The sequence below is a fragment of the Intestinimonas sp. HCP28S3_D6 genome, assembly GCF_052065695.1.
Lineage (GTDB): Bacteria > Bacillota > Clostridia > Oscillospirales > Oscillospiraceae > Intestinimonas.
Map to the genome: position 1 here is coordinate 20,970 of NZ_JBQHTM010000013.1, position 24,719 is coordinate 45,688.

The following is a 24,719-nucleotide window of genomic DNA, read 5'->3' on the forward strand; positions in this document are numbered from 1 at the left end:
TTCTCTCCTTTTTCGATCATAAGATGGGGATGCCCTCGGGAGGGCCATCCTGATTGTCCGGCTTGGGGACAGGGGTGAGCACCGGGGTGGGTGTGGCCGCCGGCGTCTCAGACGGCTGGAGGCTGGGCTCCGCAGACGCCTCCGGCGTCTCGGACGGCTGCGCGGTGCTCTCCCCGCTTCCCGCATCAGGCGTGGTGCTGGGGGATTCTGACGGGGCCGGCGGCTCCGTCACCGACGGGGTGGTGGTCTCCTCCGGTGCGGCGGTCCCCTCCGGTGCAGTGGTCTCGGTCTCCACCGGCATCTCGCTCTCGACGGGTGCCGGATTGGTGCTGGGCCGGCTGGACTGGGAGTGCACCTGGGAATTGTGGGTGGTGTCCTCCAGACGGCCGGTACTGGAACCGATGGTGCCGTCGGAGTTCACATACATGATGTCCAGTTCCTTGGAGCTCAGATCCTCCAGATAGGGATTGAAGCACTCGTTCACCAGGTCCACCAGCTCGTCGGTGTTGGGCACCACGTAGGACAGCATGCCGCCGATACTGCGGCTCCATACCGACTTGTTGGTGCAGGGCATGGTGACGAAGTTCACGTTCTCCATCTCCAGGCCGCCAAAGATGGCCCGCTGACCGAACCAGAGGAGATTCTGGACGGTAAGGTTGGTGGTGACGTTTTTGTTAAAGACCTCCGCCAGCTGCTGGATCTTGGTCACGTTCTTAATCTGCAGGCACTGCTCCACCACCGCCTTCAGGAATGCCTGCTGGGTCTTGATGCGGCCCAGGTCACCGTCAGGGTAGCCGTAGCGCATGTCGTTGTCGTGGCGATAGCGAATGACCCCCATGGCGGCCTCACCGTCCAAAAGCTGATAGCCCTTGTTGATATGGATGTGAAGGTCCTGGGTGGGATCGTCATAGTTCATGTTCCGGGGCACATCAAACCACACGCCGCCGATGGCGTCCACCAGCTCGCCCACGGCATCCCACTCCACTACCACCTGGAAGTCGGGCACAAAGCCCACCAGCTGGCTGATCTCCTTATCCAGGGCGTCGATGCCGTCATCTCCGCCACCGGCATAGTTGTAGACCGAGTTGATCTTTTTAATATCCCAGGACACATTGACCATGGTATCCCGGGGGATGCTCATGACGTTAAGCTTCTGGTTGGGCACGTCGTAGGAGGCCACCAGGATGGTGTCGGTGTTGCCACCTCCCCCCGTATCCCGGCCGATGACCAGGAAGGTGAAGAAGTCCTCCTTCCGTCCGCTGCCGTACACGCTGGGGGTCTCGGTATCGGCCTCGCCGTCCTCCGTGGACACCTCTGGCCGCCCGCCGCTCTGGGAGATGTCCGGCTTGACGAACAGCAGCTTGGAGGCCGCAAAGCCAATCACCGCCAGGGCGGCCAATACCGTGACGATAATATACACCGCCCGCATAGCCTTCTGCTTGGGTGTAAGTTTCTTGCGCGGCCTCTTTGGGGACTTCGGCTCTGTGCTGCCGGCCAAGCGGCTGCCGCCCTTTTTCTGTTCTCTCTCTGAGGTCATGTGCGTCGTCCTTTCACAATGTCCCCGGTCCATGTGCCGTCAAATTGGGACTGATTTCTCGCGATTCGTCCTGTAAGATACCATAATTTCTTTGAAAATGCAACCATCTTCCTCAGGCGGCCGGTACCTCGGGCGGCGTAAAAATCGGAATCCCGATGTCACCAGGGGACGTCGCCCCGTCGGAAGGGGTCTCCACAGGGACCTGGGAGGGGACGGAGGTCTCCTCAGGGGCGGTGCTGACGACCGGGGCCTGGGTCTCCGCCGGTGGAGTAGTGTTTTCCGGCGTCCCGGTCCCGGTAGAGGTCTCGGTGGCCGCCGGCGGCACCGTCTCCGTGGGCGTCGCCGTTTCAGCGGGCGGTACACTCTCCGTGGGTGTGCCGCTCTGGCTGGGCAGAGGGCTCTCCGTGGGCGTCTCCGCCGGCGGCTCAGTCTCGGCGGGAGGTTTTGTCTCCGCCGGCTTCAGAGAGTTGTAGTAGGCCGCGTTGGCCCTGCTGTCCTTGATGGCTCCGCGGGTGGCGGCGATGGAACCGTCGGAATTTTTATAGACGATGTTCAGGTTGGCCTTGGTCACGTCAGTGAGGTAGGGGTTGAAGTCCTCATTGACCAGCTCCACGATCTCACTTGCGTAGGGGAATACATAGGACTCATTCCGGCCGATGGAGTAGCTCCAGAAGTAGCCGTTGTAGTTGGCGGGCATGGTGACGAAGCTGACGCTGTCCGTCCGCAGTCCCCCCTGGATGGCCGACTTGGCCAGCCACAACAGGTTGGGGATGGTGAGGTCGGTCTCAACGTTCTCCACAAAAATGTTTACCAGATCGGGGATGTGGGAGACCACCGAGGGCTGGAGGAGCTTTTCCGCAATGGCCATCAGCAGGTCCTGCTGGACCTGGATGCGGCCGATGTCGCCCTGGTTATAGATGCCTGGGGCGCCGTTGTTGTTCTTGCGGAACCGGAGGACCTGCATGACCTGCTCCCCATCCAGGTGCTGGAAGCCCTTGTTGATGTGGATGTGGAGGTCCTGGGTGGGGTCGTCGTAGTTCATGTTCACGGGGACATCGAAGTCCACCCCGCCGATGGCGGTGGCCAGCTTGCCCACCGCCTCCCACTCCACCACGATGTGGAAATCGGGGGCAAAGCCGATGGTGTCGGACACGGTGTCCATCAGGGCCGCCATACCCTTCTCGCCGCCACCGGCGTAGTTGTAGACCGAGTTGATCTTCTTAATGTCCCAGGACTTGTTGACGATGGTGTCCCGGGGAATGCTCATGGCGTTGAGCTCCTGGTTCTTCACGTCGTAGGAGACCACCATGATGGTGTCGGTATTGCCGCCGCCCCCCGTGTCACGGCCCACCAGCAGGAAGGTGTAATAGTCCTCCTTCCGACCGGCCGCCGCCAGGTCCGGGGCCTCGTCTCCAGTAATCTCAGGAGATTCGCTGGACTCCGTCGGCGCGATGCTCTCTGTGGGTTTGGGGTCTGTCTTGACGGGGATTTCCGGCTTGACAAAGAGGAACTGGGACACCGCGAAAACCACCACTACCAGGGCGGCCAGGATGGTGATGATGAGATAGACTGCCCGGAGGGCCTTTTGCTTGGGCGTCAGGGTCTTTTTCGGCTGTTTGGGAGACGTTTGACTCTGGTCTCCTTTTTTGGGCAGGTGCTTGCCGCCATTTCTGTTCTCTTTCTCCGGGTTCATCAGGTCCGTCCTTTCAGGAAATCTCTCGCCTGGAGGGTGTTGGTGTGCACGGGGCCCCCCCGCTCTTCCATGTCCTGGATGGTCAGCTCACAGCCCAGGAGCAGAGCTTCGTCAATGTCTGTGTAGGCCAGCCGCCGCAGCTCCTCCAGCCCCTCGAAGTCGGACCGGGAGGGCTCGATGTAGTCGGCCAGATAGAGCACCTTGGAGAGGAGGTCCATGTCCGCCTTGCCGGTGGTGTGCCAGTAGATGGCGTTGCACACCTCCTCCGGCTCGCCGAACACGTGCCGGGCGATGGCGGCGCCGGTCTTGGAGTGGAGGAGCTTCACCGCCACCCGCTCCAGCTCGTCCAGCTGGATGTGGTACTGCTCGCACAGGGCCAGCTGTTCCTCCAGATCCAGGTACTTGGTGCAGTCGTGGAGGATGCCCGCCCGGCGGGCCAGGTGGGTGTCGGCGCCCCAGCGCTGGGCCAAGCGTACCGCCTCCTCCTCGCAGCCCCGGATGTGGGGGATGCGCTTGGCCTTCACCATGGAGAGAGATGCGCAGCGGAGGTCGTCGTCATCCAGGTGCTTGAGATCGGCCTTCACGTCATAGAGCCCATTGCGGAGGATATAGCCGTAGACCTGGCACCAGAGGGCGTCCCGCACCTGGGCCCGGTCGGTGTCCAGCAGAGCCCGGACCTGGGTGGAGGAGAGGTCGATGATCTGGGGCAGCTCCACCACCGCCACCCGGGCGCCGAAGCGCTCCTGGAGGTAATGGCCCTGGGTCTTCAGCAGCTCTCCGGCGTCCGACTCCCGCCGGGCAAAGGCGGCGATGCCGGCCAGGGCGGTGATCCGCTCCGGGTTCCGCCAGTTCTGAAGGGTAAGGAACATGTCCGTCCCCATGAGGAGCCACAGCTCGTCATCGGGATAGCGCCGGCGCAGCTCCTCCAGGGTGTCCACCGTGTAGCTCTTGCCCTGACGGGAGAGCTCCAGACCGTCGGCCTGGGCCAGGCCGGGCCGCCCCATCTCCAGGCAGACGCCGTCCGCCATCAGGGCTGTCATGGCCAACCGGTCCTCCGCCGGCACGGCCTCCGGCGGCAGCGCCTTGTGGGGCGGGATGGCCACCGGCACGAACAGGATCTTGTCCAGCTCCAGCAGAGCCGCCGCCGCCCGGGCCGCCTCCATATGCCCCAGGTGGGGTGGGTCAAAGGTTCCGCCATACACGCCGATCTTCATTGTGAACACTCCTCTCCCCTTGACTGTTCTTCCAGATTCCGCTGTGTGGGCTTTTTCGCGTCCGGTCTGCGCGGATACTCCTTTAGACGCTCCGGACCGTGAAATCGTTTTCCGATTTTCCGAAAAAATCAGTTCTGCCGCTTGTCCTTCACCAGCACGATCCGGTCCTTCTTGTCCTTGTTATGACTTTGACGATATAATACAAACTTTGTTCCGATGACCTGGACCACCTCGCTGCGGGTGGCTTTGGCCAGGTCCTCGGCGGCCTCCCGGGCGGTGAGCATGGAGTTCTCCAGCACCTTGCCCTTGATGAGCTCCCGGGCCTCCAGGGCGTCGTCGGCCTGCTTGATGAGGTTGTCCCCCAGACCGTCCTTGCCCACGTGCAGAATGGTGTCGATGCCGTTTGCCAGGCCCCGAAGCTGGGCCCGCTGCTTGCTTGTCAGATCCATAATATCTCCTTAAAATCGTTTTATTTGCTCTGGCCGGACAGATAGTCGGCCAGCTTCTGCTGAAAGAGTTTCAACGCGTTCCCCCGGTGGGAGATGGCGTTCTTCTCCTCGGGACTGAGCTGGGCGAAGGTCTTTTTCTTCTCCGGCACGAAGAAGATGGGGTCGTAGCCGAAGCCGTTCTCCCCCTGGGGGGCGTAGGCCAGGGTGCCGGGGCACTCCCCACGGGCGGTGATGACGTCGCCGTTGGGCATGCACAGGGTGATGACCGAGACGAATTTGCACTTCCGGTCCAGCTGCCCCCGCATGTTCTCCAGCAGCAGGCGGTACCGGCCCACGTCGTCCAGGCCCTCCCCGCCGTACCGGGCGGAGTAGACCCCGGGGGCGCCGTTCAGGGCGTCCACGGACAGGCCGGAGTCGTCGGCGATGGCGGGGAGACCGCTGGCCTCCATGACGGCCCTGGCCTTCAGAAGGGAGTTCTCCTCAAAGGTGCTCCCCGTCTCCTCTACACCTACGTCCACACCCACGTCGGACTCCAGGACCACCTCCACCCCCTGGGCAGAGAGGATGTCCCGCATCTCCACCAGCTTGTGCTGGTTCTTGCTGGCAAGCACCACTTTCACGGCTCAGCCCTCCAGCGCCTTGGCCTGGAAGGTCATGACCTCCCGGATGCCCTTGGCGCACAGGTCCACCAGATCCCGCTGCTCCTGAACGGTGAAGGCCCGGCCCTCGCCGGTACCCTGGAGCTCCACAATGCCGCCCTCGCCGGTCATGACACAGTTGAGGTCCACCTGGGCGGAGGAGTCCTCCTCATAGCACAGGTCCAGCAGCAGCTGGTCGTGGACGATGCCGGCGGAGATGGCGGCCACCGGGGTGATGATGGGATTCTCGGCCAGGACGCCCTGGGCCATCAGCTTCTTCACCGCCAGGGCCAGGGCCACATAGCCGCCGGTGACGCTGGCGGTACGGGTGCCGCCGTCCCCCTGGAGCACGTCGCAGTCGATGTTGATGGTGCGCTCCCCCAGCTTCTTCATGTCCACCGCAGCCCGGAGGGCACGGCCCACCAGGCGCTGGATCTCCGCCGACCGGGGAGAGAGCTTCAGCTTGGAGATATCCCGCTTGCTCCGCTCCCGGTTGGCCCGGGGCAGCATGGAGTACTCGGCGGTGACCCAGCCCTCCCCTTCCGGGACATGGGGCGGGGTCTTTTCCTCCACAGAGGCGGTGCACAGCACCATGGTGTTGCCGCAGCGGATGAGGCAGGAGCCCTCCGCGAATTTGTTAAAGCCGGGGGTGATCTCAATGGGCCGGAGCTGATCCCAGGCCCGTCCGTCGATCCTTGCCATGTTTCGATTCCTCCAAAATCAAGGCCGTATGGCCGTTATTGTGATGGATTACACCAGCGCCTCGGTGAAGCCCTCGGCGTCGAAGGGGCGCAGGTCCTCGATGCCCTCGCCCAGACCCACATACTTCACGGGGATCTGGAGGGTGTCGGCGATGGCCACGGTGATACCGCCCTTGGCGGTGCCGTCCAGCTTGGTGAGGACGATGCCGGTGACGCCGGCGGCCTCCCGGAACTGTTTGGCCTGGATAAGGCCGTTCTGGCCGGTGGTGGCGTCCAGCACCAGCAGGGTCTCCTTGGCGCAGTCGGGGAGCTCCCGGTCGATGATGCGGGAGATCTTATTGAGCTCATTCATCAGATTCTGCTTGTTGTGAAGCCGTCCGGCGGTGTCCACCAGGATGACGTCGCTGTTCCGGGCCTTGGCGGCGGTCACCGCGTCAAAGACCACCGAGGCGGGATCGGCCCCCTCGTGCTGCTTGACGATCTCCACCCCCGCCCGCTGGGACCAGATGGTGAGCTGGTCGGCGGCGGCGGCCCGGAAGGTGTCGCCGGCACAGAGGAGGACCTTCTTCCCCTGGGCCTTCAGGGTAGCGGCCAGCTTGCCGATGGTGGTAGTCTTGCCCACGCCGTTGACGCCGATGAAGAGGATCACCGAGGGGCGGGTGGAGAGGTCCAGCCCCTGGTCTCCCACCGTCAGCATGTCCTGGAGCACCCGGCGTAGGCAATTACGGACCTCTTCCTTGTCCTTGAGCTTCTCGCTCTTCACCCGGCGCTTGAGCTCCTCCACCGCCTTGAGGGTGGTGTCCATACCCATATCGGACAGGATGAGGGTCTCCTCCAGCTCATCGTAGAAGTCATCGTCGATGGCGGAGAAGCCCGCAAAAATGTTCAGCTTTTTGATTTTGTCAAAAAATCCCATATATTTCTTCCTCTTATTGATTTTATAGTTTTCCACCGCAGTGGGGACAGTACTGGATGTTTCCCTCCCGGGTGGGAAGCCCCATCCCGCAGTGGGGACAGCGCCAGAACAACAGCACGATCACGCCACCGACTAATATGAGGGCCACCCCTACAGCTGTCAGGATCATTGCCTGGGGGCCGATCATCCCAAGCAGCAGAAGCAGGAAGCCCGCGCCATAAAACACCCACATGATCTTTCGGGCGTTTCGGTGGTCCATGCGAAACTTTTTCATGCCTTTCCTCCGGTCATCTCAAACTTTTTCCACAGTAGGGGCAGTATTCCATTTCTCCGTCCCAGATCGTCCTCCTGCCGGGCAGCCGCCGCTCACAGTAGGGGCAGCGCCAGAACAGCATAGACAGGACCCCACCGACCAACAGCAGCAGCCCGTCCACGATCAGGATGGGGACCAGAGCCTTGGGGTTGAGCACGATGATCAGCGACACCACAACGATGACCCAGCATAAAGGCCCCGTGATTTTTCTCACATTCCGATGGTCGATATGGAACTTTTTCATGCGTTTCCCCTCCATTTCGCACCAGATCAATGCTCAATGGCTGTCTCACTGTTTCCGTTCTTCTCTATGCCGTTCAGGTTGATGGTCAGGAGAATACTTTATTTGATATTCAGTTCCTTTTCCACATCGTTGAGGTTGATGGTCAGCAGACGGCTGACTCCTTGTTCCTGCATGGTGACACCGTAGAGGACGTCGGCCTCCTCCATGGTGCCCCGGCGGTGGGTGATGACAATAAACTGGGTCTTGGTGCTCATGCCCCGGAGGTACCGGGCGAACCGGGTGACATTGACGTCGTCCAGGGCGGCCTCGATCTCGTCCATGACGCAGAAGGGGGTGGGCCGCACCTTCAGGATGGCGAAGTAGAGGGCGATGGCCACGAAGGCCTTCTCGCCGCCAGAGAGGAGGGAAAGGACTTTCAGGGCCTTGCCCGGGGGCTGGACCTTGATCTCGATGCCGCAGCCCAGGATGTCCTCCGGGTCGTCCAGCTCCAGGGTGGCCATGCCGCCGCCGAAGAGCTCGGTAAAAGTCTCCCCAAAAGCGGAGTTGATGACACCGAATCGCTGGGAGAAAATGGACTTCATTTCCCCGGTGATCTCGGCGATGACCTTCTCCAGCTCCTCCTTGGACCGGCGCACGTCGTCCCGCTGGTCGGTGAGGTAAGTATAGCGCTGGTTGACCCGGTCGAACTCCTCGATGGCGTCCAGGTTGATGTTGCCCAGGCCGGAGATGCTCCGCTTGAGCTCTCCCACCCGCTTCTGGGCCCTGGGCACGCTCTCCAGCTCCTGGCGCTGGGCCCGGGCCGCCTCGTGGGAGAGCTCGTAGGTCTCCCAGAGCTTGTCCAGGATCTGCTTCTCCTCCATGGAGGCGGTCACCTTTTTCTGCTCCAGCACCGAGACCTCCCGCTCCATGTTCAGCAGCTCGCTGTTCTTGTCCCGGCTCTCCTTGTCGGCTCGGTTCCGCTCTGCCTCCAGGGCCAGACGCTCCTGGTTGAGCCTCCCGATCTCGGCCTGCCGTCCCTCGTTCTCCACCCGGATGGCCTGGAGCTTCTCCTCCTGGGTCCGGATCTTTCTATTGAGGTCGTCATTTTTGATCTCCAGCTCCCGGAGCATATTTTCCCGCTGCTCCTTGTCGCCGGTGATGTCCCGGCGCAGGTCCTCCAGCTCAGTGAGGGCCTGCTCGGTAGCGGCCCGCTCGGCCTCCAGGGCAGCCGTCTCCTGGCTGAGCTGGGCAATCCTGGCACTCACTGCCTCCATCCGGGCCCTGATCTCCGCCTGGCCCGCAGCCTTGCCCTCGGCCTCCAGCCGCAGGGCGGCGGCGGCACCCTCCAATGCCTCGATCCGAGCTCTGGCGTTGGCGGTGTCCGCCTCGGTCTGACGGGAACGGCCTTCGATCTCGGTGAGCTCCTCCCGCAGGCTCCCCCGCTGGCCCTCCAGGTCGGCGCAGGTCTTCTCCTGGGCGGCGCTCCGCTCCTCCAGCTGAAGAATCCTGTCCTCCAGCTCACGGCATTGGGATTGGGCGGTCTCCAGCTCGTAGATGGCCACGGCGGACTCCCGCCGGGCCTCCTCCAGGGCCTTGGCCGCCTGGTCCAGCTGGGCCCGCACCCCGTCCACCTGGGCGTTCAGGCGCTCCAGCTCGTTGGCCCGGCTGAGGATGCCCGCCGAGCGAGAGGCCGAGCCGCCCGTCATGGAGCCGCCGGGGTTGAGGACCTGGCCGTCCAGGGTGACGATCTTAAAGCGGTAGCGGTATTTCCGGGCCATGGCGATGGCGGCGTCCATGTCCTCGGCCACCACCACCCGGCCCAGCAAATTGGAAAAGATATTCTTATATCTGGGGTCGAACTCCACCAGCCGGTCCCCCATGCCCACGAAGCCGGGCTCGTGCTCCACGGCGGTGTCCCGAAACTCGGAGGGACGGATGGCGCTCAGAGGGAGGAAGGTACACCGGCCGCCATCCCGTCGCTTCAGGAAGCCGATGGCCGCCTTGCCGTCCTCCTCGCTGTCCACCACGATGTTCTGCATAGCGCCCCCCAGGGCAATCTCCACCGCCACTGTGTAGGGGTCGGGCACGTGGACCAGTCCGGCCACTGGGCCGTGGATGTGGCGGAGGTTCCCCCGCTGGGCCTCCCCCATCACCAGCTTCACCGCCTTGGAGTAGCCCTCGTAGAGCTTCTCCATCTCGGAGAGCATATGGACCCGGGAGGTGAGGGCGTGCTCGTCCATCTGGAGTTTTCGGTGGGTCTCCTGGGCGGTCTCCACCTTCCGCTTCCGGGACTCGGCACGCATGGTATAGCCGCTGATGACGTTGCCCAGGGCCTCCCGGTCCTCTTTGGCCTTTTTGAGGTCGGCGGCGATCTCTCCGGCCACCTTGTGGGCGGCGGAGAGCTTCTCCTCCCCGGCAGACAGCTCCTGCCGGACGGCCTCGTCCCGGTCCAGCAGCTCCTGGGCGGCGGCGGCCAGGGCGGAGAGGAGGGCCTTGGCCTCGGCGGCGGAGGCGTTCTCCACGGTCTCCTTCTCCCGCAGGGCCTCCAGCTCGCTCTCCAGGGTGCCGGCACTGCGGCGCTCGTCCTGGTCGGCCTGCCGGGCGGCGGAGAGCTCCTCCTCCAGCCCGGTCCGGCGGGCGGCGATCTCCTCCAGGCGGGTGCGACGCTGGTCGATCTGCTCCGAAATGGACCCGGCCCGGCCCTCCTGCTGGTCCAGCTCCCGCCTGACCCGGTCGGCGTTTTCCAGGTTGCTCTGGATCTGGGCCCGGAGCACCGCCACCGCCCGCTCGCACTCGTTGGCGTCGGCCTGGCGCTGCTGGATCTGGAACCGGACGCCCTCGGCCTCCATATCCTTCTCCCGCATTTTGGCGGCGTAGTCCTCGGCGGCGGCGTAGAGCTGCTCCACCAGGACCTTGGCCTCCTCCTTCTGACGGACGGCGTTCTCATAGTCGGAGAGGAGCTTTCGGCTGTTTGCCCGCACCTTGTCCAGCTGGTCCATCCAAAGGGAGATCTCCAGCCCCCGGAGCTCGTCCCGGAGGACCAGGAATTTTTTGGCCTTCTCCGCCTGGGCCCGCAGGGGCTCCACCTGGAGCTCCAGCTCGTCGATCTTGTCGTTGACCCGGACCAGGTTATCCTGGGTGCGCTCCAGCTTCCGCTCCGCCTCCTCCTTCCGGTGGCGGTAGCGGGAGATGCCGGCGGCCTCCTCAAAGACCTCCCGGCGGTCGGTGCTCTTGACGGACAATATCTCGTCGATCTTGCCCTGGCTGATGATGGAGTAGCCCTCCCGACCCAGGCCGGTGTCCATGAAGAGCTCGTTTACGTCCCGGAGGCGCACGGTGTGGCGGTTGATGAAGTACTCGCTCTCCCCCGAGCGGTAATACCGCCGGGTGACCATGATCTCGCTCTCCTCCCGGTCAAAGAGGTGACCGGTGTTGTCCAGCACCAGGGAGACTTCGGCAAACCCCAGCTGCTTGCGCTTGGCGGTGCCGCCGAAGATGACGTCCTCCATCTTGCCGCCCCGGAGGGCACGGGTGGACTGCTCCCCCATGACCCAGCGGATGGCGTCGGAGATATTGGATTTGCCGCTGCCGTTGGGACCCACGATGGCTGTGACATCGTGGTCAAAGGTCAGAACCGTCTTGTCCGGGAACGATTTGAAGCCCTGGATCTCCAGCGCCTTGAGGTACAAAGGCACACACTCCCTATCCTACCATGTTGTGAATAAGATATTATATCAAGTTCCCAGCCGCTTTGCAACGCTCCCCGCAGCACAAATGGGGCGAAAAAATGCCGTACGGCCCGCTGTTTCAGCGGGCCGTACGGCATGAACTGAGATAGATAGAGAGGGAGAGACCCTCAAGTCGAGGGCTGGATTCAAAGAAAAAAACGTTCAAAGACTCCTGACGGCGACTCAGACACTGCCCAGACCCATGGGAGCTTCCTGGAAGATCCGGTGGTCCATCAGCGGAACCGCGCCGTCCTTGTATTCAATGATCGGCACGAACTCCATCTGGTCCAAAATATCCCGCTGGAGGTCGATGCCGGGGGCAATTTCTGTCAGGTGAAGGCCGTCAGGCTCCAGGTGGAAGACGCAACGTTCCGTGATATAGGTCACCTGCTGGCCGTTCTGCACCGCCATATCGCCGCTGAAGGTCACCTGCTCCACCTGCCGGAGGAACTTTTTGCTCCGTCCCTCCCGGTCGATGTGGACGGTCCCGTCCTGGATACGGACCTTCAGCCCGTCGGCGGTGAAGGTCCCGCAGAAGAAGACCTTCCTGGTGTTCTGACTGATATCGATAAAGCCGCCGCAGCCGGCGATCTTGGGTCCGAAGCGGCTGACGTTGATGTTGCCGTGCTGGTCACACTGGGCCAGTCCCAGATAGGCCTGATCCAATCCGCCGCCGTCATAGAAGTCGAACTGATAGCCCTGGTCCAGGATGGCGTCGGCGTTGGCGGAGGCGCCGAACCGGGGACCGCCCTGGGGGATGCCGCCCACAGGGCCGCCCTCTACCGTCAGGGTCATCCGGTCGCCGACCCCCTCCTCCGCGGCCACGGAGGCCACGTATTCCGGCGCCCCCACGCCCAGGTTCACCGTGATATCCGGCCGCAGCTCCAGGGCACCCCGGCGGCCGATGATTTTCTTGGCGCTCAGGGGCAGCGGCGCCGCTTCCGCATCCGGCGCCCGGAGCGCCCCGGCGAGGACAGGGTCGTACCGGCAGCCGATGGACTGCGCGTGGTCCTCCGGCCCGGCCACCACCACATAGTCCACATAGATGCCGGGGACCTTGACCAGTCTGGGGTCCAGACTGCCCGCCCGGACCACCTCCTCCACCTGGACCACCACCACGCCGCCGCTGTTTTTCACGGCCTGGGCCACCGAGGTGGCCTCCAGGGTGGCCACCTCCTTCTCCAGGGTCACATTGCCGCGCTCATCGGCGTAGGTCCCCCGCAGGAAGGCCACGTGAATGGGGAAGGCGGGATAGAAGAGGTAGTCCTTCCCCTTGATGGTGATGCGCTCCACCAGGTCCTCCGTGGTGATGCTGTTGACCTTTCCGCCGCCGTTTTGGGGATCGATGAAGGTCCCCAGGCCCACCGGCGTGATGGTGCCCGGCTTGTGGGCGGCGATGTCCCGGAAGAGATGGCACAGGGCTCCCTGGGAGAGGTTATAGGCCTCAATCTCATTGCGCAGCGCCATCTCGCCCAGGGCGGGCACGGTGGCCCAGTGGCCGGCGATGAAGCGTTTGAGCAAGCCCTTATGGGCATAGTGCTCCCCGCCGCTGCCGTCCTTGTTGCCCTGGGAGCCGGCGTAGACATAGGTGAGGTCCCTGGGGTGGCCTGTCTCCAGGAAGCGGCGCTCCACTGCCTTGTTCAGCGCCTCCGGGATGCAGCTGGCCACAAAGCCGCTGGTGGTGAAGGTATCCCCATCCTTGAGGAGGCCGGCCGCCGCCGCCGGGGAGATGATCTTGACCTTGCCCATGCTCCTGCCCCCTTACAGGGTCTCCACCAGGCTCTGGAGCCGGGTGTGGAGCTGTTCAAAGGATGTGGACTCCTGGTCCACCTCGATCATGAGGCTGCGGACCCCCTGGGCCTCAAACTGCTTGTAGTAGATGGGGTAGTCCCACTCCTCTGGGTCACAGAATTTCATCATGGCCACCACAACGGCGTCGGCGCCGGTCTTGCGGACCATATCCAAGAGCATGGGCCCCCGCTGCTTTTGGGTGTCGGTGGCCACAGAACAGCCGTACATCTTCTGCCATACCTTGGCCAGGCGGTAGAGGGGTGCCTCGTCGCCGTCGGGCACATCCACCCGGATCTGACGGGACTCCTGGGCCAGGTCGTCGGCCACGATGGCCAGACCCAGCCGGTCAAAGAGCTCCAGCAGGCCGTTGGGCTCCAGCAGGATGCCGGTAACCACCACCTTTTTGCCGGTCCAGGGCTGGGGCTCTGACGCCCGGACGGCCTCCATCAGTGCCCGCACCAGGGCGGTATGGCGGGACTTCTCCATGAAGAGCCGGGCCTTAAAGACGGCGTGGCGGTCCACGGCGGAGATGACCTGGGGATACTGGGCGGCCAGGGCGGAGAACTCCCGCATGACGGCCCGGTTCTCATTGTAGATCTGAATGGAGCGCTCCAGGGCGGCGTTGGTGATCTTCACCCCGGTGATGTCCTCCAGCTTCTCCTTCAAAATGGCATACTCCCGCTCCAGGAAGCGGTTGGCCGCCTCCAGACCCCGGTTCTGGGGGTGGGTGAAAACCAGCACGGGAGAGGTCCCCTTCCACTTCTGGGACATGCACTTGAGGGTATCGCAGGGGACGGAGAAGACCACGGCGGCCAGGTCGTCATAGGCCCCCTCGCACTCCAGCTCCATGACCTGCTGCATAACGGAGCAGGCAAAGGGGGGCAGATAGGTCCGGGCCTTGGTCACGGGGCGGCTGCCGCCCCAGAGGCCCACAGGGAGGAAGCCGGTGGCGTGTACCAGCTCCTCGGGGGCGTAGATGGGCATCATGCCGATGGCGCCTTTTCCCGTCTCGGCCAGGTGGTCAGCCATGGCCTTTTTGGGATCGCCGGCGATGGCTCTGAACTGCTCCAGCAGGGCTTTGATGTTCTCTTCCATGACTACCGCTCCTTCCTCATGCCTGGCCGCCGTCGGCAGCCTGCTCCATCATCTCGCCCAGAGCCTGAACCCGGGTATCGTACTGGGCGGGAGCAAAGTTCCGGGGATCGGTCTGATCGCCGTCAAAGCTTACGTAGGGCAGACCGTTCTTCTCCTGGATGCGCTCAGCGGTCTCCACGTTCAAAAAGCTCATGAGCTTACAGCTGCGGTTGAGGTGGTAGAGGACGCCGTCGCACTGGCCCTCCTCCATGATCCGCCGCAGGACGGCCACCTTGTTGTCCAGGCAGGTGTTGATATAGGTACGGGTATAGGCCTCGGCCATGGAATGGAGGGACTCGTCCTCGGCATCATAGCTCAGGTCCCACATGTTGGGGTAGGCTGAACCGGTCATGATGGTACCCTGGTTCTTCAGAGTCTTGAAGGTGTGCCCCAGATAGGGCCACACAGCGATGCCCTCCCAGGCAATGCGGTTCTGCTCAGCGCCCTTGAAGGCGGACTCTCCCTTCTTATACTTCTCCTCCAGCTCGTCGGCGAACTTCTTGAAGGTGATCTCGGCGTAGTCCCGGCTGCGGGCGCACACCACCAGAGCCATATAGTTGAAGAGATCGAAGCCGTTGAGGGGGGAGGGTTTATAGCGGCTCATGGAGGCAATGCGGTTCCACTGGGCGATGGAGCGCTGGGTCTGACGGCGTACCTGGTGGAACTTCTCATAGTCGAAGGGCCGGCCACAGATAACCTCCAGCTGGGAGATGGCGTTGCGGAACTCGTCGGCGATGTACTCCTTGGCGTGCTCGGACACGGGCATGGTGTGGTTGAAGGGCACGTCGATGACGATGCAGGGGATGTTCAGCTCGGCGGCCAGGTTCTCATACCACTTGAGAAGGGTGTTACAGATGTTGTTGCAGGTGATGACCAGGTCGGGGAGGGGGACCCGGGCGGCGGGGGAGTTGGCCAGGGCCTCAGGGGTCTTGCCCGTCATGGCCTCCTCCTTCAGCAGCTCCATATAGCCCATGTTCACCCGGCCATAAGAGCAGCAGTCCACGGAGTAGCCCATGCGGTCGGCCACCTCCAGCATATCCATGGCCCCCTTGCGGGCGCCAATGCCGGCGGCGTGGGTCTCGGGGTAGACCATGGCGATATCCATGGCCACGCACATCTCCGGCGGTGCCACCGAGGCCGACCAGCACACCAGCTTGCCGTCGGCCTTGGCCTGGCGGGCCTCTTCATCCAGTTTGGCCTGGTAATAGGCCAGAAGCTCTTTCGCCGTCATCTCTTGGGTGGATTTCTCACTCATGCGGAACGCTCCTTTCGCATCATTTCCTCATAGGCCAGCAGGGCGGCGCCCAGCGCGCCGGTGAGCTGCGGGTTTTGGGCCACCACCAGGGGCGCCCCCAGTTCCTTCTCAATGGCGTCAGCCACGCCGCCGTTCTTGGCGGCGCCGCCGCACAGGACCACCTCCCGCCGGACCCCCACGCGCTGGGCCAGGGCGCAGGCCTTGGCCGCCACGCTGAAATGGACGCCGGCAATGATGTCCTCCTTGGCCGTCCCCCGGGAGAGGAGGGAGATGACCTCGGACTCGGCAAAGACCGTACAGGTGCTGCTCACCTGGGCGGGATTTTTAGAGCGAAAGTGGTACTCCGCCATCTCCTCCAGGGGCACCTCCAGCACCCGGGCCATGACCTCCAGAAACCGGCCGGTACCGGCGGCGCACTTGTCGTTCATATAGAACTGGCGGATACCGCCCCGGTTGTCCAGGGCGATGGCCTTCACGTCCTGTCCGCCGATGTCGATGATGGTGCGGACAGAGGGGTCCTGGAAAAAGACCCCCTTGGCGTGACAGGTGATCTCGCTCATTTGCTTGTCGGCCATCGGCAGGGCCGTGCGGCCGTAGCCGGTAGCCAGGATGAAGGCCATATCCTTTAGATCAAGCCCGCTCGTGGCGGCGATCTCCTCCAGCACCCGTCCGGGACCGCTGCTGCCGGTGCCCGCCTGGACGGCCAGCCCCGCCACCACCTCTTTGCCATCCCGGAGGATGACCGCCTTGGAGGAGGCGGAGCCCACGTCGATGCCCATGGTATACATGCCGTTTCCTCCCTCAGTGCTGTTCGCCGCGGTCGATGGGAGCCACGGTCTGGACCAGTTCGAAGAGGACGCCCTCAGAGTACCGGGGGCGGAGGAAATTGACGATGATATCGGAGGTGCCCTCCACCGCCTCTTTCTCCAGCATCTCCAGGCCCTGGGCCTCCAGCTCCCGGCTGGCGGCCTCTACGTCCTCTACCTCGAAGGCGATGTGGGCGATGCCGCCCTTGCCGCCGTTGAAGCGGGTGAGCACCCCCTCATGGGGAATGATGAACTCAATAGGACTCTCCCGTGGGCCGTACTTGGTAAAGATCAGGTCGGCGTGATAGCTCTTCACGTAGCCTCGATAATCCACTTCCAGGCCAAAAAGCTCGATGAGATGTTCCGCCTGTTCCACAGTGGGGAGGACCACTCCCACATGGTGCATCCGCAGGGGTTTCATATGGGTCACCCTTTCTTTTGAAGTGGCATCAGTGTAGCACGGCCTCCGGCGTGAAGCCATGAAATGCAATGGACTTTTCTGGAAATGAGTTGCATCAAACTTGAATCCGCCATGCAACTTGATTCAAGTTGCATGGCGGATTTGAAAAGTGGTTCCACCTATGGTATACTGACCCCAACAGGGACACAGGGAGGGATCTGTTATGACGGAGTATGGCGCTCTGCTCCGGCGGCTGGTGGACTTCACAGGCAGCAAGCTCTACGCGGTAGCCGATGAGGTGGGCTACGACGTCTCCTATATCAGCAAGTGGTGCAACAAGGACCTGCTCCCCGCGCCCAAGACCGCCCACACGGTGGATGTGGCGCTGGGGCGTTTTTTTGGGGACGCCATCCGCCGGGACGGCGCGGAGGCCGCCTTTGACACCGCCTTCCCGGGCGCGGGCGCCCAGGAAGGGTTAGAATCGCGGATCACCACCCTTTTGTCCGAGGCCTACGACGCCTCCGTCCACCACCGGACCGCCACCGGGTCCGCCGCCGCGTCTGAGGCAGAGCTCCTGGTCCGGCACCACGAAATTCTGGAGCGGCTGCGGGCCATCCCGACTCCCGGCAAGGGGGAGACGGTGATCTGCACCATCGACCTCCTCACTCTGCTCAAAAGCAGGGATCTCCCCGCCCTGGAACATCTCTTCCACGGCAAAGGGGTCCATATCCACGCCGCCCTGGACCTGACCTCCTTCCGCCAGGGCGGCCAAGAGGAGATGGGGCTGCTCTACGGCTTCCTCAGCCGGAACCGGGAGAGCTTCCTCACCCTGTACGACGGCGCGGGGCTGGAGCGGGAAGGGCTCCTGGCGGTTGGTGAGCACTGCGGCATGCTCATGAGCATGGACGGCCGCGGCGAGCTGGACGCCCTCGTCATGGCTCAGGGCGCGGCGGGAACCCATCTGCGGGAAACTGCCATGGCCCGTCTTTCCGAGCGGCCCGTCCTGCTGAGCCCCGCCCAGCCGGAGGACATGCGCCGCGGCGGATACCGCACTGATTTTTACAGCCGGGATCAATTTCAGTTCTTCTCCCCCTACGGCTTTGAATTCCTGCTGCCCCCCTCCGTCTGTGAACCCATTCTCCAGGCCGGCGGCCCCGCCGCCGGTCCCGTCTGGGACCTCAGGCGGCTGTTTATCACCTGGGAGGAGGTCTTTCAAAAGAGCCACATCGACTTTTACCTGCTCAAATCCTCCCTTCTGCGCTATCTGGACTCCGGCGAGCTGCTCTTTGCCGACATCCCCTACCGCATGTCGTATGCCCAGCGCCTGGAGCATCTGGAGAACATTAAGGAGCGGGTCCTGGCCAACCACGACATCCGCTTTTTTGTCCTGGATGACGACGCCCTTCCGCCGGGGCCGCAGCCGGGCTTTGGGGTCTATCTGAGTCCCAAAAAGCTCTTCCTGAAGAGTCCGGGCGCCTATTTGACGGGGGAAGGGCCCATGTTTTACACCGTCCAGAGCGACATTCTGATCCAGGCCGCCCAGCGCTACCTGGAGCACCTCCAGTCCCTGAGCGCCTGCCGGTGCTTCGACCACCGGGAGGTGCCCGAGCTGGAGCGCCGGTACGGCGGGATGATTTACCGCATGCTCACCATGCACCCGGGCGGCGACTCCGAGCATCCGGCCTCCGCCGGTGACCCCGGTCCCCTCTGACCTGTTGCCGGACATAGATGGGTGTTTTCTTCTCCCCTTTTTTGTGGTATGATACGAAAAGAATCTCATCTGCACAGGAGGACAGACATGAAAAAGCGCACCATCGCGCTGCTCCTGCTGACCGCCCTGCTGGGCGTACTGCTGACGAGCTGCAGCGAAGACAAACGCAACCACTACTCCCCCGGCTACTGGCGGGACAGCATCTTCTACGACGCCTTTGTGGATCTCCGCTTCACCCTGCCCCAGGGCTGGGAGGCCACCAGTCAGGAGGATCTGGATGCTATGAGCGCCGAGGCCGATAAGGCCCTGGACCTCCAGCGGGGCGGCACCGGCGAGGACCCCGATTCTGTCTATCACTATGAGCTCTCCGCCAAGGACACCGAGACCGGAAACGGCATCCTCATCCTGGTGCAGAGCTACAGCGGCAACGCCAACGACTACATTGACGGCCTGGAGGCCGGCGCCGAGCTGGAGGGCGCCACCTACTCCGTGGGCACCTCCGTCACCGTTCAGCTGCCCGGCCACGCCTATATCATGGTACCCCTGACCATGGAGGGCCAGGACACCCCCTATCAGCGGCAGTATCTGCGCAAGCAGGGGGACTACCTTATCAACATCATGCTCTTCTCCACCACGGAGGACGATGATGCCTTTTCCGCCCTGCTGGCCACCCTCTCCGAGATGGATGACGCGTAAAACAACTCTGTCCCTGCTCAGGTCCAAAAGGCTCCGCCGGTCACGGCGGAGCCTTTTTGTCCATTTGTCCCTCTTGCCTCGCTGGAACGGAGGTGGTATCATGTTGCCTGCTGAAACCGAAGGGAGGGACCTATATGGAACAACAGACCGGTGAGAGCGAGCTGCTCCTCACCTGCCGCAGGACACCGGAGGGCATCGCCATCCTGCGCTGCACCGCCGACGCCGCCCATGTAGTGCTGCCCGACCGGGTGCTGGACGAGCCGGTGACCGCCCTGGGACCCTACGCCCTCTCCCAGCGGGAGCCCGACCTCTCCGGCTGTGCCGACTTATTCCAGGTCCGCGTCACCTGCGGCGGGCCGGAGCCCCGGCACGACGCCTCCGCCATCCGCTCAGTGGTCCTCCCCGCCATGCTCAAAACCGTAGGGGATTACACCTTCTACAACTGTCGGAACCTGGCCCAGCTCACCCTCACCGGGTCCGTGGAGCGGCTGGGCAGCGACTCCTTCATGAATTGTCCCCTTCAAAAAATTACCCTGACCCTGGGTGAGGACGGCAGGAGCTGCCTGCGCCCTCTGCTGGCCGACTGCGTGGCCGACCTGGAGGTGGCCCTCCGTTTCCCTGACGGGGCAGAAGCCCGGCTCTTCTTTCCTGCCTGGCACGAGGAGCTGGAGCTGCTGGCCGCCCCCCATATCTTCCAGACCCGCATCCAGGGGGGCGGCTACGCCTGCCGACAGTGCGTCCGGGACGGCGTAGTGGACTTCGGCGCCTACGACGGCTGCCTGGAACGGTTTCTGGCCGAGCACGACTTCTTATCCGTCTGTCGGATGGCCCTGGATCGGCTCCGCTGGCCCCTCCGGCTCTCCGCCGGGGCGGAGGCGGCCTACCGCTCCGCCCTCTCCGACCACGGGGAGGAGGCCGTCGCCCTCCTGCTGGACCGCCGGGACACAGAAGGCCTCTCCTTTCTCCTGGCCCAAAGGCTCCTCTCCCCCGCCCAGCGCGCTGCCGCCTGTGACGCCGCCCGGCAACGGGGAAACACCGAGGCCTTGGCCCTCCTGCTGGAGGACCTGCGTCCCGCCCCGGGGCAGGGCCTGGACAAGTCCTTTGATCTGTGAGGTGGACCATGGCAGAACGCAGTGAATGGCAGACTTTAGGCCAAAAAATCCTGTTTGCCGCCCGGAACGAGCTCTACCTCAACCTACCCTTTCTGGACGCCGCCCTGGGCGCCCTCCGGCCGGAGACCGGCTTTGACACCCCCACCCTGGCCACCGACGGCCGGGCCCTCTACTACTGCGGCACCTGGCTCTCCGCCCGGTATGAGCGCAGCCGCACCCTGGTGTGCCGGGCCTACCTCCACACCGTCCTTCACTGTCTCCTCCGCCACCTCCCCAAGCGCAGGGGCAGGGATGGGGAGCTATGGGACCTGTGCTGCGACATCGCGGTGGAGTCCGTTCTGGACGGCCTGGACTACCCCTGCCTTACCGCCCCGGTGGCGGTGAGCCGGCGGCAGGCCCTCTACGCCCGGCTGGGGGGCGGGGACAAAGCCCTCACCGCCGAGGCCATCTATCGCGCCTTCCGCCGGGAGCGCCTCTCCCCTTACGAGCGGGCCACCCTGGCCCGGGAATTTCTCCAGGACGACCACAGTCTTTGGGAGCAGAAGCAGACCCAGGAGAACGAGGAGCAGTGGCAGCGGGCCGCCCAGCGGGTGCAGACCGGCATGGAGACAGTGTTCAGCCAGAACGCCACAGGCGGCCAGGCGATGCTGGAGCAGCTTCGCGTGGAGGCCCGGGAGAAGCACAATTACCGGGCCTTCCTCCAGCGCTTTGCCGTGCTGGGGGAGGAGCTGGGTGTGGACGCCGACGCCTTTGACTACGGCTACTACGCCTACGGCCTGCGCCGCTACGGCAACATGCCCCTCATCGAGCCCCTGGAGACCCGGGAGACCCGCCGGGTCCGGGACCTGGTCATCGCCATCGACACCTCCATGTCCACCTCCGGGGAACTGGTACGGGAGTTTCTCTCCTACACCTACACCATTTTGAAGGAATCGGAGAGCTTTTTCCGCACCTTCCGCCTGCGGCTCCTCCAGTGCGACGACCAGCTCCGCTCCGACCAGCTCATCACCAATGAAGCGGAATTGAAGACCGCCATGGAGCGTTTCCAGCTCACCGGCCAGAGCGCCACCGACTTCCGGCCCGTCTTTGAACATGTGGACGGCCTGCTCCGGAATGGGGAGCTCCGGGACCTGCGGGGGCTCCTCTATTTCACCGACGGCCTGGGGATCTACCCCGCCCGGCGGCCCGCCTACGACGCCGCCTTCGTCATGCTGGCCCAGCAGGGTTTCCCGGAGCGGGTGCCCCCCTGGGGCATCCAGGTGCTGCTGGACGAGGACGAGCTCATCCAGGCCGACGCCCACCCTGACACCCTTTCCGAGGAGGAAGATCCATGAACATCAAACGCGCCAAAGAGGAGATCCAAAACACCGTCCGGGCCTACCTGTCCAAAGACGAACTGGGGGCCTGGCGCATCCCGCCGGTGCGGCAGCGGCCCCTCCTCCTCATGGGCCCGCCGGGTATCGGCAAGACCCAGATCATGGAGCAGATCGCCGGCGAGCTGGGCATTGGCCTGGTGAGCTACACCATCACCCACCACACCCGCCAGTCTGCCCTGGGCCTCCCCTTCATCAAGGAGGAGACCTTCGGCGGCCAGGTCCACTCGGTCACCGAGTACACCATGAGCGAGATTTTGGCCTCGGTCTACCGGACCATGGAGGAGACCGGCGTCCGGGAGGGCATCCTCTTCCTGGACGAGATCAACTGCATCTCCGAAACTCTGGCCCCCATGATGCTCCAGTTCCTCCAGTGCAAGACCTTCGGCAATCAGCGCCTCCCCGAGGGCTGGATCATCGCCGCCGCCGGCAACCCGCCGGAGTACAACAAGTCGGTGCGAGAGTTCGACGTGGTCACCCTGGACCGGGTGAAGCGCATGGACATCACCGCCGACTACGGCGTGTGGAAGGAGTACGCCCAGGCCCGGGGCATCCACGGGGCCATCCTCTCCTATCTGGACCTGCGCAAGGAGAATTTCTACGCCGTGGAGCGCACCGCCGACGGCCTCCAGTTCGTCACCGCCCGGGGCTGGGAGGACCTCTCCGAGCTCCTCCTCTCCTACGAGGCTCTGGGCATCCCCGCCGACCGGGAGGTGGTGGGGGAATACCTCCAGCTCCCCCGCATCGCCCGGGACTTTGCCGACTATCTGGCTCTCTACGACCAGTACCGCAAGGTCTACCACGTGGACGAGATCCTTACCGGAACGTGGTCCCCCCTGATGGTCCGGGAGCTCTCCGCCGCCCCCTTCGACCAGCGGCTGAGCATTCTGGGGCTGCTCCTCTCCCGGCTCCGGGAGGAGTGCCGGAAGGTATGGGAGCTGGACGCCCTGGCCGACGCCCTCCACGCCGACCTGGCCGCCCTGAAAGGACAGCTCCCTGCCGTCCGGCCTGACGCCTTCCTGACGGAGAAGGCCGACGCCCTCCGGCAGGACCTCTCCCGCCGCCGCTCCGCCGGCTCCGGCGACCGCCAGGGAGAGCGGCTGGTCCTGGCCCATCTGGGGCGGCTGGAGGAGCTCCTCCGCCACCTGGAAAAGGCCGTCCCCACCAACAGCGCCGCCGCCTTTGACATTCTGAAGGCCGACTTCCAGTCCGATGTGGCCCTCCGGGCCAGCGCCGCCGCCCAGGTGGGGGACCATCTGGAGCAGTCCTTTGCCTTCCTGGAGTCCGCCCTGGGGGAAGGCCAGGAGCTGGTCATCTTTGCCACCGAGCTCACCGCCGGCACCCACACCTCCTGGTTCATCCAGAACTTCGGCTGCGAGGCCTATTACCGCCACAACAAGTCCCTCCTCTTCAACGACACCCAGCAGGCCCTTCTCTCTGAGATCGCCCAGGTCCGCCGGGAGGAGCCGCCCACCTCGGAACATTAAAAAACGGTCCCGCCTAAAAAAGGCGGGACCGTTTTTTACCTGTTTCAAATCTGTTCCAGGAAGCGCAGGAAGGCGGCCTTGCCCTCGGCGGTGCGCTTGTAGACGCCGGCGTGCTCCAGCACCTGGGCAAAGACCAGGCCGGTCTCCTTCTCCACGATGTCCAGGGCGTTGTCCGCCGTGATAGCGTACTTGCCCTTGAAACAATCGGCCCAGTCGGCGTGCTTGGCGGTGCGCTCGTCGGCACGGAGGTCGGCACCCCTCACCAGGGCGTCGGCCACGGCGGAGAGCTCCTCCTTCAGCCGGGCGGGGAGGACGGCCAGGCCCATGACCTCGATGAGACCGATGTTCTCCTTCTTGATGTGGTGGAGCTCGGCGTGGGGGTGGTAGACCCCCAGGGGGTGCTCCTTCGTGGTGATGTTATTGCGGAGCACCAGGTCCAGCTCGTAGTCGCTGCCGCGGCGGCGGGCGATGGGGGTGATGGTGTTGTGGGGCTCCCCATCTGTCTCGGCGAAGATGAAGGCGGCCTCGTCGGTATAGCCCCGCCAGGAGCGCAGGATCTTGTCGGCCAGATCGATGAGCCTGGCCGGGTCGGCGGCGGTGAGGCGGACCACCGACATGGGCCACTTCACGATACCGGCCTTCACATCCTCGTAGCCGGGGAAGGTGAAGGGGGTCTCCACTGGCGCCCTTTCCATGGCGAAGGTGTAGTGGCCGCCCTGGAAGTGGTCATGGGCCAGGATGGAGCCGCCTACGATGGGCAGGTCGGCGTTGGAACCCACAAAATAGTGGGGGAACTGGCCCACAAAGTCCAGCAGCTTGGCAAAGCAGGCCCGGTCGATCTTCATGGGCACGTGCTCACTGTTGAGGCAGATGCAGTGCTCATTGTAGTAGACATAGGGGGAGTACTGCAAAAACCAGGGCGAGCCGTTGATGGTGATGGGGACGATGCGGTGGTTGGCCCGGGCGGGGTGGTTGACCCGGCCGGCATAGCCCTCGTTCTCAGCGCACAGCTGGCACCGGGGGTAGGCCGAGGCAGGCAAGTTCCGGGCGGCGGCAATGGCCTTGGGGTCCTTCTCCGGCTTGGAGAGGTTGATGGTGATGTCCAGGTCCCCGTACTCCGTGGGGGCGATCCACTTCACGTCCTTGGCGATGCGGTCCCGGCGGATATAGTTGGTGTCCTGGCTGAACTTGTAGTACCAGTCGGTGGCCTTTTCCGGGCTCTCGGCGCAGAGGGTCTGGAACTTTCTGATGACCTGAGCGGGCCGTGGGGTGAGCACCCCCATCAGCTTGGTGTCGAAGAGGTCCCGGTAGACCACCGAATCCTCCTTGAGCACGTCCCGGGCGTGAGCATCGTCCATGAGGGCGGTGAGCACAGCGGGCAGGTCCACGGGCCGCTGTGGCGGGGTCTCCGGCTCGGTATAGCTGTCCAGCCCCAGGGCCTCCAGCAGGGCGTTCACCGCCCACACCTGCTCACAGGGCTCGATGAGGCCGGTATCCAGGGCGTAGGCAACAAGGGCCTGGATCTCTCTGTCCACCATGTGC

21 protein-coding genes are annotated in these 24,719 nt (G+C 63.9%); 5 read left to right on the forward strand and 16 right to left on the reverse strand.

What is annotated here, in order from left to right:
- Positions 1-16 precede the first annotated feature (16 nt).
- From ACTNBK_RS06250 to ACTNBK_RS06320, 15 genes are all read right to left on the reverse strand, one after another.
- Complete coding sequence (locus ACTNBK_RS06250) at positions 17-1,537, reverse strand: LCP family glycopolymer transferase (RefSeq protein ID WP_441144551.1); 1,521 nt, start codon at positions 1,535-1,537, stop codon at positions 17-19.
- A gap of 112 nt (positions 1,538-1,649) precedes the next feature.
- A complete protein-coding gene (locus tag ACTNBK_RS06255) occupies positions 1,650-3,230 on the reverse strand; it encodes an LCP family glycopolymer transferase (RefSeq protein WP_441144553.1) in 1,581 nt (526 codons plus the stop codon).
- The gene (gene yqeK / locus ACTNBK_RS06260) at positions 3,230-4,444 is read right to left on the reverse strand and encodes a bis(5'-nucleosyl)-tetraphosphatase (symmetrical) YqeK (protein WP_441144554.1); all 1,215 of its coding nucleotides are present in this window, start codon (positions 4,442-4,444) and stop codon (positions 3,230-3,232) included. The genes ACTNBK_RS06255 and yqeK overlap by 1 nt, the downstream gene beginning before the upstream one ends.
- A gap of 128 nt (positions 4,445-4,572) precedes the next feature.
- Positions 4,573-4,893, reverse strand: coding sequence for a ribosome assembly RNA-binding protein YhbY (yhbY, locus tag ACTNBK_RS06265; RefSeq protein ID WP_276857620.1), 321 nt, complete (start codon positions 4,891-4,893; stop codon positions 4,573-4,575).
- A 20-nt stretch (positions 4,894-4,913) separates the two neighbouring features.
- Positions 4,914-5,513, reverse strand: a complete 600-nt coding sequence (locus ACTNBK_RS06270; RefSeq protein WP_441144556.1) for an XTP/dITP diphosphatase — start codon at positions 5,511-5,513, stop codon at positions 4,914-4,916.
- Positions 5,514-5,516: 3 nt separating this feature from the next.
- On the reverse strand, positions 5,517-6,233 hold the full coding sequence (gene rph / locus ACTNBK_RS06275) for a ribonuclease PH (RefSeq protein ID WP_441144558.1): 717 nt from the start codon (positions 6,231-6,233) through the stop codon (positions 5,517-5,519).
- 48 nt (positions 6,234-6,281) lie between these two features.
- Entirely contained in the window at positions 6,282-7,148 is an 867-nt protein-coding gene (gene ftsY / locus ACTNBK_RS06280; RefSeq protein ID WP_294513154.1) for a signal recognition particle-docking protein FtsY, read from the reverse strand.
- A gap of 22 nt (positions 7,149-7,170) precedes the next feature.
- Positions 7,171-7,422 carry a hypothetical protein gene (locus tag ACTNBK_RS06285; protein ID WP_441144560.1) on the reverse strand — a complete coding sequence of 84 codons (252 nt, stop codon included), beginning with the start codon at positions 7,420-7,422 and terminating at the stop codon, positions 7,171-7,173.
- A gap of 13 nt (positions 7,423-7,435) precedes the next feature.
- Positions 7,436-7,705, reverse strand: coding sequence for a hypothetical protein (locus tag ACTNBK_RS06290; protein ID WP_441144562.1), 270 nt, complete (start codon positions 7,703-7,705; stop codon positions 7,436-7,438).
- Positions 7,706-7,803: 98 nt separating this feature from the next.
- Positions 7,804-11,373 carry a chromosome segregation protein SMC gene (smc, locus tag ACTNBK_RS06295; protein WP_441144564.1) on the reverse strand — a complete coding sequence of 1,190 codons (3,570 nt, stop codon included), beginning with the start codon at positions 11,371-11,373 and terminating at the stop codon, positions 7,804-7,806.
- 222 nt (positions 11,374-11,595) lie between these two features.
- Positions 11,596-13,161, reverse strand: coding sequence for an acyl CoA:acetate/3-ketoacid CoA transferase (locus ACTNBK_RS06300; RefSeq protein WP_441144566.1), 1,566 nt, complete (start codon positions 13,159-13,161; stop codon positions 11,596-11,598).
- Between the two features lie 12 nt (positions 13,162-13,173).
- Positions 13,174-14,298, reverse strand: coding sequence for a 2-hydroxyacyl-CoA dehydratase subunit D (locus tag ACTNBK_RS06305; protein WP_441144568.1), 1,125 nt, complete (start codon positions 14,296-14,298; stop codon positions 13,174-13,176).
- A 16-nt stretch (positions 14,299-14,314) separates the two neighbouring features.
- Entirely contained in the window at positions 14,315-15,592 is a 1,278-nt protein-coding gene (locus ACTNBK_RS06310; protein ID WP_441144570.1) for a 2-hydroxyacyl-CoA dehydratase subunit D, read from the reverse strand.
- Positions 15,589-16,380 carry an acyl-CoA dehydratase activase gene (locus ACTNBK_RS06315; RefSeq protein ID WP_441144571.1) on the reverse strand — a complete coding sequence of 264 codons (792 nt, stop codon included), beginning with the start codon at positions 16,378-16,380 and terminating at the stop codon, positions 15,589-15,591. The genes ACTNBK_RS06310 and ACTNBK_RS06315 overlap by 4 nt, the downstream gene beginning before the upstream one ends.
- A 13-nt stretch (positions 16,381-16,393) precedes the next feature.
- The gene (locus ACTNBK_RS06320) at positions 16,394-16,819 is read right to left on the reverse strand and encodes a VOC family protein (protein ID WP_441144572.1); all 426 of its coding nucleotides are present in this window, start codon (positions 16,817-16,819) and stop codon (positions 16,394-16,396) included.
- A gap of 202 nt (positions 16,820-17,021) precedes the next feature.
- Here ACTNBK_RS06320 and ACTNBK_RS06325 point away from each other — a divergent pair, with 202 nt between their 5' ends.
- From ACTNBK_RS06325 to ACTNBK_RS06345, 5 genes are all read left to right on the forward strand, one after another.
- Positions 17,022-18,509 carry a hypothetical protein gene (locus ACTNBK_RS06325; RefSeq protein WP_441144574.1) on the forward strand — a complete coding sequence of 496 codons (1,488 nt, stop codon included), beginning with the start codon at positions 17,022-17,024 and terminating at the stop codon, positions 18,507-18,509.
- 87 nt (positions 18,510-18,596) lie between these two features.
- Complete coding sequence (locus ACTNBK_RS06330) at positions 18,597-19,205, forward strand: hypothetical protein (protein ID WP_441144575.1); 609 nt, start codon at positions 18,597-18,599, stop codon at positions 19,203-19,205.
- 134 nt (positions 19,206-19,339) lie between these two features.
- Positions 19,340-20,317 carry a leucine-rich repeat protein gene (locus tag ACTNBK_RS06335; RefSeq protein ID WP_441144576.1) on the forward strand — a complete coding sequence of 326 codons (978 nt, stop codon included), beginning with the start codon at positions 19,340-19,342 and terminating at the stop codon, positions 20,315-20,317.
- Positions 20,318-20,325: 8 nt separating this feature from the next.
- Positions 20,326-21,651: a vWA domain-containing protein gene (locus tag ACTNBK_RS06340; protein WP_441144578.1), complete on the forward strand. Its 1,326-nt coding sequence runs from the start codon at positions 20,326-20,328 to the stop codon at positions 21,649-21,651.
- Positions 21,648-23,177, forward strand: a complete 1,530-nt coding sequence (locus ACTNBK_RS06345; protein ID WP_441144580.1) for an AAA family ATPase — start codon at positions 21,648-21,650, stop codon at positions 23,175-23,177. Before ACTNBK_RS06340 ends, ACTNBK_RS06345 begins: the two co-directional genes overlap by 4 nt.
- Positions 23,178-23,221: 44 nt before the next feature.
- On the opposite strand, the gene galT is transcribed toward ACTNBK_RS06345, so the two are convergent.
- Positions 23,222-24,715 carry a UDP-glucose--hexose-1-phosphate uridylyltransferase gene (gene galT, locus ACTNBK_RS06350; protein WP_441144582.1) on the reverse strand — a complete coding sequence of 498 codons (1,494 nt, stop codon included), beginning with the start codon at positions 24,713-24,715 and terminating at the stop codon, positions 23,222-23,224.
- Positions 24,716-24,719: the final 4 nt, after the last annotated feature.

Bases quoted from the DNA above. Each gene is read 5' to 3' on its own strand.
- ACTNBK_RS06285 (WP_441144560.1), bottom strand. From the start codon at position 7,422: ATGAAAAAGTTTCGCATGGACCACCGAAACGCCCGAAAGATCATGTGG.
- yhbY (WP_276857620.1), bottom strand. From the start codon at position 4,893: ATGGATCTGACAAGCAAGCAGCGGGCCCAGCTTCGGGGCCTGGCAAAC.
- ACTNBK_RS06290 (WP_441144562.1), bottom strand. From the start codon at position 7,705: ATGAAAAAGTTCCATATCGACCATCGGAATGTGAGAAAAATCACGGGG.
- rph (WP_441144558.1), bottom strand. From the start codon at position 6,233: ATGGCAAGGATCGACGGACGGGCCTGGGATCAGCTCCGGCCCATTGAG.
- ACTNBK_RS06335 (WP_441144576.1), top strand. From the start codon at position 19,340: ATGGAACAACAGACCGGTGAGAGCGAGCTGCTCCTCACCTGCCGCAGG.
- ACTNBK_RS06310 (WP_441144570.1), bottom strand. From the start codon at position 15,592: ATGAGTGAGAAATCCACCCAAGAGATGACGGCGAAAGAGCTTCTGGCC.
- ACTNBK_RS06255 (WP_441144553.1), bottom strand. From the start codon at position 3,230: ATGAACCCGGAGAAAGAGAACAGAAATGGCGGCAAGCACCTGCCCAAA.
- ACTNBK_RS06345 (WP_441144580.1), top strand. From the start codon at position 21,648: ATGAACATCAAACGCGCCAAAGAGGAGATCCAAAACACCGTCCGGGCC.
- ACTNBK_RS06300 (WP_441144566.1), bottom strand. From the start codon at position 13,161: ATGGGCAAGGTCAAGATCATCTCCCCGGCGGCGGCGGCCGGCCTCCTC.
- yqeK (WP_441144554.1), bottom strand. From the start codon at position 4,444: ATGAAGATCGGCGTGTATGGCGGAACCTTTGACCCACCCCACCTGGGG.
- ACTNBK_RS06315 (WP_441144571.1), bottom strand. From the start codon at position 16,380: ATGTATACCATGGGCATCGACGTGGGCTCCGCCTCCTCCAAGGCGGTC.
- ACTNBK_RS06330 (WP_441144575.1), top strand. From the start codon at position 18,597: ATGAAAAAGCGCACCATCGCGCTGCTCCTGCTGACCGCCCTGCTGGGC.
- galT (WP_441144582.1), bottom strand. From the start codon at position 24,715: ATGGTGGACAGAGAGATCCAGGCCCTTGTTGCCTACGCCCTGGATACC.
- ACTNBK_RS06340 (WP_441144578.1), top strand. From the start codon at position 20,326: ATGGCAGAACGCAGTGAATGGCAGACTTTAGGCCAAAAAATCCTGTTT.
- ACTNBK_RS06250 (WP_441144551.1), bottom strand. From the start codon at position 1,537: ATGACCTCAGAGAGAGAACAGAAAAAGGGCGGCAGCCGCTTGGCCGGC.
- ACTNBK_RS06320 (WP_441144572.1), bottom strand. From the start codon at position 16,819: ATGAAACCCCTGCGGATGCACCATGTGGGAGTGGTCCTCCCCACTGTG.
- ACTNBK_RS06325 (WP_441144574.1), top strand. From the start codon at position 17,022: ATGACGGAGTATGGCGCTCTGCTCCGGCGGCTGGTGGACTTCACAGGC.
- ACTNBK_RS06305 (WP_441144568.1), bottom strand. From the start codon at position 14,298: ATGGAAGAGAACATCAAAGCCCTGCTGGAGCAGTTCAGAGCCATCGCC.
- ftsY (WP_294513154.1), bottom strand. From the start codon at position 7,148: ATGGGATTTTTTGACAAAATCAAAAAGCTGAACATTTTTGCGGGCTTC.